An 8282-nucleotide genomic window follows, 5' to 3' on the forward strand; every position below is an offset into this window, starting at 1 on the left:
GATTCAGACATCAGGGCACCCTCAGGTGCCCTGAACCGTCAGTCGACGGAGACCGGAATGACGTTATCTCCCGGGTAGCAGCCCAGGACTTTAACGAAGCGGGTCAGGGCGGTCAGTTCTTCCAGAGACTGTTGCATTTCCTCTGCGTGGACATTGGCCTGAATATCCAGGTAGAACATCTCTTCCCAGGGATTTCCGTTGATCGGGCGGGATTCCAGTTTGGTCATTACCAGACCATATTTCCTGAGTACCATCAATGCATCGACCAGCGCCCCGGATTGCTGGCCTGTGGCCATCAGTAAGGTGGTTTTGGCCGAGACCTGTGCAGAAACTTTCACCGGCTTACGGGCCAGGATAATAAAGCGGGTCATATTTTGTTGCTGATTGGCCAGATTACGTTCCAGCACCTGCAGATTATACAGATTACCGCCGGCTTCACTGCCCAGCGCCACGACCTGGCTATCCTGCAATTCTGCCACTTTTTCCATGGCGGCTGCGGTGCTTTCGGTATATTTAATCTTCCAGTGCGGATACCGTGCCAGGAAATGGCTGCATTGCTGGAAAGGCTGCGGATGGCTGTAAACGGTAGTGATATCATCCAGCCGGGTGTCGGCGGGCACCAGGATACAGTGGTCAATCGGTACGGTGAGTTCTCCGACAATGTGCAGACTGGTATGCTGCAACAGATCATAGACATCGTTTATCGAACCGGAACTGGTATTTTCCAGGGGTAATACGGCATAGTCCGCCAGCCCGGTTTCGACCTGTTGCAGAATGTCCCCGAATTTACTGCAACCGACCTCGGTCATATGCGAAAAGTGCCGGGATGCATACTGACGTGCTGCCAGATGTGAGTAAGAGCCTTTAGGTCCCAGAAAGGCAACCCGTGCACTGTTTTCCTGCGCCTGATTCAGAGCTTTCTGCAGCAGAGCCTGTTGGGTCAGTACCGATTCTTCAATAATCAACTGAAAAATGCGGGTAATGTACTGACTGTCTAATGACTGACGACGTCCCTTTTCAATCAGTTTCTCCAGCAGTTGCTTTTCCCTTTCGATATCACGGATAGGGCGGTGGGTGGTCATTTTGAATTTGCCTACCGCGACAGCCACCTCCTGACGTTCTGCCAGTAAAGACAGAAGCTGTTCATCCAGGCGGGTGATCCTTTCCCGTAAATGCTCTAAAGAGGGCTCTGCGCTCATTTTTGTCACCTGTATTCCTGTTATTTTTATACCCAATAAAAAAGCCCCCCGGGCGGGAGGCTTTGCTGTTCGTCTTCTCATTCATTCTTAAACGACGACAGGTCTCCCGGCAGAAGATGCGCTAAAAAAGAATGAGAAGAAAAACACGGAGGTTTGCATAGCAGGTTGTCCCTGGAAGATGTTTTCCGAGAGTAACTTTTGCGCCAGGGCGCGTCAACTAAAAACGCGCCCTGCGGGCGCGTTCGGGGAATCTCAGGTTATTCTGTTTCAGCCGGAATAATGTCTTTTACGCTGGCTGAGGCGCGTCTTGCCTCACCTTTATGCTGAACCTTATTCAGCTGGCGTTCAAGTTTGCTGAGCAGGTCATTAATGGCGGCATACATATCTGTGTGTCTGCCGGTCGCGACCAGCGGGCCATTGGGCGTATTTATCGTCGCATCGGCGACAAATTCTTTTGGCTCTTTCGACAGCACGATATGGGGATTTATCAGCTGGGTTTGCCACTTCTCCAGTTTGGTCAGACGGTCTTCAACATGGTTGCGGATAGCGTCGGTAATTTCCATTTGTTTACTGGTGATGTTCATAATCATCGCACTTACCTCTCTGTTGTTACCATCGTGTGACATTCAGATTAACGGCTTCAGTTAAGAATAATGTGATCTGGATCACAAAATAAAGTCACTTTTTGTTAATTAGCAAAATTCCTAAGCTGCGCGGAGAAAAGTACAGATAATGATTGAATACGCCATTATTACCGGCCATTATTGATAGGATCAGGAGACGCTGGTCACCGCGCTCCTCCATGATTCTGAGGTCCTGACCATGGGGCGTGAGGTCCTTATTCCCGTCTCTGCGATAGCTTAGGATGCAGGATAGAAATAGCGTAAAGGCTTAATCAGAGGGGCAGAGATGACGTCGTTTGATGAAAGGAAAAAAACAGCCATTCGGATTTTAGAAGAAAAACAGGTATGGCAACCACATCGCACACCACTTCTGATGAAGTTCTTATGGGCCAGGGGAGTGCGGATCCCCCCTTTCCCGGTAGCCCCCTTCTGGCTAATCGCCCTGCTGGCAGCGCCGGGATTTGGTTTGCCCTGGGGGATGTTCATGTGGTTTTTCGCCTGGCAGAAAGCAGGTTACACGATAACCGCGGCCTTGATTGCGGGTAGTGTCGCGGGACTCTTGTTCGGCTTAATGGTGGCAGGTTCACACCTGTACCGCAGAAAGGTAAAAAATTTGCCGGAATGGAAAAGCCTTTAATCCAGGAAGAGGCATTATCCTGCCATCAGCGCGTGTGAAGAAAAAAGCCCTGGCGACTGAAACCGTCAGGGAAAGAAGTACAGCAATTCCCCGACCCATGCATTAATCCTCCTGCTTACGTGCAATGTTTAAGACCTCTGTGCGTTTCTGCGGCCTGAACAAAGAGCCTCTTAAGCCCCGGGATCGTACGTCTTGCCATGACTGGCATCTGCTTCGCAAGCGAAAGAGGCCACAGTCAGCGGAACAGTATAATTGTGCCTCTCTGACAGGGCTCCCGCCCCATCAAATCTGTTGCCGGGAGAAGCACAACCCACGGGATTACAAAAAAGCAGCCACGATGGGCTGCTTTTTTCGTCGTACTCCGGGGGAGGATGCCCCGAATCAACGCTTCTGGTTAGCCGCGATGATTTTGGCCACTTTATCGGCCTCGGTGTTGAGTTGCATCTTACGGTAAGCATTTTCCATCAGCGGAAGTGCCTGGCGGGTCGCCTCAGTATCTGCATAGTTTGTCAGCATGTCCTGTGCCCGGTTAACAACCGCGACATAAGCCCCTCTTTTGGTATAGAATTGCACCACAGAAAGTTCATGTTTAGCCAGACGGTCTTTTAAAGCCACCAAACGCAGTCTGGCATCAGCGGCGTACTGACTGTTCGGATAGCTCTGCAGCAGTTGAGAGAAATCGGTAAATGCCTGACGGGCATAGGCCGGGTCTCTGTCAGAGCGATCGATACCGAAGAAGTGTTGCACTGCTGACTCATCCATCGCCATGTCGGTCAGACCCTTCATATACATGACATAGTCAATATTAGGATGTGTCGGGTTCAGTCGCATAAAACGGAGGATGGTGGCCTGGGCCATCGGCATATCCCCGTTTTTATAGTAGGCATAGATCAGATCAAGCTGCACCTGCTGAGAATACGGACCAAACGGGTAACGATTATCCAGTGCTTCTAACTGGGTAATGGCAGCCCTGAAGTTGCCGTCCTGCAGTTTTTGCTGGGCGGTTGCATAGATCACCGAAGGCGGGTTGTCCGGGACAATGTCTTTAGAGCCGGAGCAACCTACCAGTGCCAGGCCCAGAGTGGCAACGGCCACCAGATGTTTCATACGCGTCATGACGAAATGATTATCCTCAAAGGTTTAGCGGAGGCTTTCTGTGAAGCGTCCATTGATGATCAGCTAAGATAGCACATTATAGTAAACGGCTTTGCCGTGAAAACCCAACGTTAACGAAAGAAGCTTATATGGCACAACAAGTACAACTCACCGCGACAGTCTCCGAAGCGCAACTTGGACAACGCTTAGATCAGTCTTTAGCGGAATTGTTCCCTGATTATTCACGTTCACGCATAAAAGAGTGGATTTTACAGGGTCGGGTCACCCTGAATGGTATCCCGGCCACCGTTCCTAAGGAAAAAGTCCTCGGTGGTGAACGAATCACTATTGATGCCGAAATTGAAGAGGAACTTCGCTGGGAACCTCAGGATATCGCGCTCGAGATCGTTTACGAGGACGATGACATTCTGGTGATCAATAAGCCGCGCGGGTTAGTCGTTCATCCCGGTGCCGGTAACCCTGATGGTACGGTATTAAACGCATTATTACATTATTATCCTGCCATTGCGGATGTTCCGCGGGCGGGGATTGTGCATCGTCTGGATAAAGATACCACCGGACTGATGGTCGTAGCCAAGACCGTACCGGCGCAAACTCACCTGGTAGACGCGTTACAACGTCGTGAAATCACCCGTGAATATGAGGCGGTGGCTATCGGAACCATGACGGCCGGAGGCTTTGTTGATGAGCCTATCGCCCGTCACCCGACCAAACGCACCCATATGAGCGTACACCCGATGGGCAAACCGGCGGTCACCCACTACCGTATTATGGAGCATTTCCGTGCCCATACCCGGTTACGTCTGCGTCTGGAAACCGGTCGTACCCACCAGATCCGTGTGCATATGTCTCATCTCAGTCATCCGCTGGTCGGGGATCAGCTGTACGGCGGTCGTCCACGTCCGCCGAAGAATGCCTCAGAAGAGTTTATTTCTGTCCTGCGAGGATTCGACCGTCAGGCGCTCCATGCCACGATGTTACGTCTCTACCATCCGATCACCGGGATTGAGATGGAATGGCATGCGGCATTGCCGCAGGATATGGTCGAATTAATCGATGCACTGAAAGCAGATACGGAACTACATAAAGACGACATGGACTGGTTATGAGTTCACTGATTATTCCGGAGTGGCCGGCACCGGCGAACGTCAGAGCCTGCTCGACAACCCGAATCGGGGGCGTCAGTCAGCCGCCGTACGACAGCCTGAATCTGGGGGCACATGTTGCCGATGATCCTGCACATGTCCGCCAAAACCGTCACCTGTTGTGTGATCTCGCCGGCTTACCGGCGATGCCGCTCTGGCTTAATCAGGTTCACGGAACCGATGTCGTTACTTTACCGCAGGCCAGGGGGGGGGGGCCGCAGGCCGACGCCTGCTATACCCGGGCAGAAGGGCAGGTTTGCGCAGTGATGACGGCAGACTGCCTGCCGGTGATCTTCTGCTCCAGAGACGGGCGGGAGGTGGCTGCAGCCCATGCCGGCTGGCGGGGGTTATGTGGCGGTGTTCTTGAAAGCACGCTGGCAACGTTCCGCAGTCCGCCGGAAGATATCCTGGTGTGGCTGGGGCCGGCCATCGGCCCGCAGGCATTTGAGGTCGGCCCGGAAGTGCGCGATACGTTTATTGCCCACGACCCCGCAGCGGCAGAAGCCTTTATCCCTGTTGAGCAAAAGTATCTCGCGGATCTCTGGATGTTAGCCAGACAGCGTCTCTCCCGTGCCGGCGTCATTGCCGTCTATGGTGGCGGGCGTTGTACCTATTCCGAACCCGGGGCTTTTTTCTCCTACCGCCGGGAGAGCGTGACCGGACGTATGGCAACTTTGGTGTGGCTGGTATAATCTTAGCCGCTGGACGATCCTGTATGTGTAATTTTTCTTAGTTTTCCGGGTTATAAAACTTGAATATTTGAGGGATTGGCCTCATTTAATCTCCTGTAGCATTTTGACCTTTAACAGGAGGAATTATGCGTCTGGATCGTCTAACCAATAAATTCCAACAAGCGCTGGCTGATGCTCAGTCACTGGCACTCGGCAACGACAACCAATTTATCGAACCTCTTCACTTAATGAGTGCTTTGCTGACTCAGGAAGGGGGATCGCTGACTCCTTTACTTACTTCTGCCGGGCTGGACGCTGCCGCTCTGCGGGAAAAAATAACACAGTCAATCAAACGACTTCCTCAGGTTGAAGGCAGTGACGGCGACGTCCAGCCTTCCGCTGATCTTATCCGCGTACTCAATTTGTGTGACAAGCTGGCACAAAAGCGCGGTGATACTTTTATTTCATCTGAACTTTTTGTTCTGGCTGCGCTGGATTCACGCGGAGCTCTGGCGGATATTCTGAAATCGGCCGGAGCAAACAGCGACAAACTCACCAGTGCCATAGAACAGTTGCGTGGGGGCGAAAACGTGAACGAACAGGGTGCTGAAGACCAGCGTCAGGCATTAAAGAAATACACCATCGATCTGACCGAACGGGCAGAGCAGGGGAAACTGGACCCTGTCATCGGTCGTGATGAAGAAATCCGTCGCACGATCCAGGTCCTGCAGCGGCGTACCAAAAATAACCCTGTCCTGATTGGTGAGCCTGGCGTCGGTAAAACGGCCATCGTGGAAGGACTGGCGCAGCGTATTATTAACGGTGAAGTTCCGGAAGGCCTGAAAGGTCGCCGCGTGCTGGCGCTGGATATGGGGGCGCTGGTCGCCGGGGCGAAATATCGCGGTGAGTTTGAAGAACGCCTGAAAGGGGTCCTCAATGATCTCTCCAAACAGGAAGGTAACGTTATCCTGTTTATCGATGAACTGCACACCATGGTGGGGGCCGGTAAAGCTGATGGTGCGATGGATGCCGGTAATATGCTTAAACCTGCGCTGGCGCGCGGTGAACTGCACTGCGTCGGGGCGACCACTCTGGATGAATACCGTCAGTATATAGAAAAAGACGCGGCACTGGAGCGCCGGTTCCAGAAAGTGCTGGTGGATGAGCCTACGGTCGAAGATACCATCGCTATTCTTCGCGGCCTGAAAGAGCGTTATGAATTGCATCACCATGTACAAATTACGGACCCGGCTATTGTCGCGGCGGCTAATTTGTCACACCGGTATATCGCTGACCGGCAACTGCCGGATAAAGCTATCGATTTGATCGATGAAGCCGCCTCCAGCATTCGTATGCAGATCGATTCAAAACCTGAATCACTGGACCGGCTGGAACGACGGATTATTCAGTTAAAACTGGAACAGCAGGCACTGAAGAAAGAATCAGATGATGCCAGCGTTAAGCGTCTTGAGATGCTTGAGAACGAGCTGAATCAGAAAGAACGCGAATATGCGGAACTGGACGAAGAGTGGAAAGCTGAAAAAGCTTCGCTGACCGGCACGCAGAATATTAAAGCGGATCTGGAACAGGCACGTATTGCACTGGAGCAGGCGCGTCGTACCGGTAACCTGGCCGAAATGTCTGAACTGCAATACGGAAAAATTCCGGAACTGGAAAAACAGCTTGCCGCTGCGACCCAGGCTGAAGGCAAATCGATGAAGATGTTGCGTAACCGCGTGACGGATACAGAGATTGCCGATGTGCTGGCGCGCTGGACCGGAATTCCGGTCGCCAGAATGCTGGAAGGGGAGCGTGACAAACTGCTGCGGATGGAAGAGGCATTACATGATCGTGTTATCGGTCAGAATGAAGCCGTGGAAGCGGTCGCGAATGCCATCCGCCGTAGTCGTGCGGGGCTGGCGGATCCCAACCGTCCGGTAGGGTCTTTCCTGTTCCTGGGGCCGACCGGGGTAGGTAAAACCGAACTGTGTAAGTCTCTGGCGAACTTCCTGTTCGACAGCGATGACGCCATGGTGCGAATCGATATGTCCGAATTTATGGAGAAACATTCGGTATCCCGGCTGGTGGGTGCCCCTCCGGGGTATGTCGGATATGAAGAAGGCGGCTACCTGACCGAAGCTGTCAGACGACGTCCTTATTCTGTGATCCTGCTCGATGAAGTTGAAAAAGCGCATCCGGACGTCTTTAACATTCTGTTGCAGGTGCTGGACGACGGACGGCTGACTGACGGACAAGGGCGTACGGTTGATTTCCGTAATGCGGTCATCATCATGACGTCGAACCTGGGATCAGACATGATTCAGGAACGTTTTGGTGATCTGGATTACGGTGAGATGAAAGCCCTGGTCATGAGTGTCGTCGGCCAGCACTTCCGTCCGGAATTCATTAACCGTATCGATGAAGTTGTGGTTTTCCACCCGCTGGGGGCAGAGCATATTGCTTCTATTGCACGTATCCAGTTGCAAAGGCTGTATCAGCGTCTGGAAGAACGTGGCTATCAGTTGCACATCTCTGATGATGCGCTGAAGTTATTGGGTGAAACCGGCTTTGACCCGGTATATGGTGCGCGTCCGTTGAAACGGGCTATCCAGCATGAGATTGAAAACCCGTTAGCCCAGCAAATTCTGTCCGGGCAACTGGTTCCCGGAAAAATCATCGAAATGGATGTCAGAGACGGGGAAATCGTGGCGCATCAGTAATCTGATCGTAAGAAAAAACCGGAAAGCGGACGTTTATCGTCCGCTTTTTTTATGAATATCATCGCTTTTGTGCTTTTTTAACCCGAAATGGCTGAAAAAGCGACACTCGGCAATTTATTTGAAATAAACCCTTGTCAGAAAAAATTATCTCCCTATAATGCGCTCCCACTG

General features: G+C 52.1%; 7 protein-coding genes and 1 other annotated feature. Of the genes, 4 read left to right on the forward strand and 3 right to left on the reverse strand.

All coding sequences use genetic code 11. The features are described 5' to 3' along the window. Window positions 1-38: 38 nt before the first annotated feature. Complete coding sequence (pheA, locus tag JK223_RS13160; RefSeq protein WP_212714626.1) at window positions 39-1199, reverse strand: bifunctional chorismate mutase/prephenate dehydratase; 1161 nt, start codon at window positions 1197-1199, stop codon at window positions 39-41. Window positions 1200-1233: 34 nt separating this feature from the next. Continuing rightward, window positions 1234-1359: a sequence feature (Phe leader region), on the reverse strand. 97 nt (window positions 1360-1456) lie between these two features. Next, window positions 1457-1789 (reverse strand): ribosome-associated translation inhibitor RaiA, encoded by a 333-nt coding sequence (raiA, locus tag JK223_RS13165; protein ID WP_212714627.1) that lies wholly within the window; start codon window positions 1787-1789, stop codon window positions 1457-1459. Between the two features lie 319 nt (window positions 1790-2108). Between raiA and JK223_RS13170 the strand changes: the two genes are divergently transcribed. Beyond that, entirely contained in the window at window positions 2109-2459 is a 351-nt protein-coding gene (locus tag JK223_RS13170) for a DUF6404 family protein (protein ID WP_212714628.1), read from the forward strand. Window positions 2460-2840: 381 nt separating this feature from the next. Here JK223_RS13170 and bamD read toward each other — a convergent pair whose 3' ends face one another. Next, the gene (bamD, locus tag JK223_RS13175; RefSeq protein ID WP_212714629.1) at window positions 2841-3575 is read right to left on the reverse strand and encodes an outer membrane protein assembly factor BamD; all 735 of its coding nucleotides are present in this window, start codon (window positions 3573-3575) and stop codon (window positions 2841-2843) included. Between the two features lie 128 nt (window positions 3576-3703). Between bamD and rluD the strand changes: the two genes are divergently transcribed. From rluD to clpB, 3 genes are all read left to right on the forward strand, one after another. Further along, window positions 3704-4684 (forward strand): 23S rRNA pseudouridine(1911/1915/1917) synthase RluD, encoded by a 981-nt coding sequence (rluD, locus tag JK223_RS13180; RefSeq protein WP_212714630.1) that lies wholly within the window; start codon window positions 3704-3706, stop codon window positions 4682-4684. Further along, the gene (gene yfiH, locus JK223_RS13185; protein ID WP_212714631.1) at window positions 4681-5412 is read left to right on the forward strand and encodes a purine nucleoside phosphorylase YfiH; all 732 of its coding nucleotides are present in this window, start codon (window positions 4681-4683) and stop codon (window positions 5410-5412) included. The genes rluD and yfiH overlap by 4 nt, the downstream gene beginning before the upstream one ends. 125 nt (window positions 5413-5537) lie before the next feature. Beyond that, entirely contained in the window at window positions 5538-8111 is a 2574-nt protein-coding gene (clpB, locus tag JK223_RS13190) for an ATP-dependent chaperone ClpB (protein WP_212714632.1), read from the forward strand. The last annotated feature ends 171 nt before the right edge of the window (window positions 8112-8282 follow it).

Origin of the sequence: Tatumella sp. JGM118, assembly GCF_018257515.1 — a bacterium.
Taxonomy (GTDB): Bacteria; Pseudomonadota; Gammaproteobacteria; order Enterobacterales; family Enterobacteriaceae; genus Tatumella; species Tatumella terrea.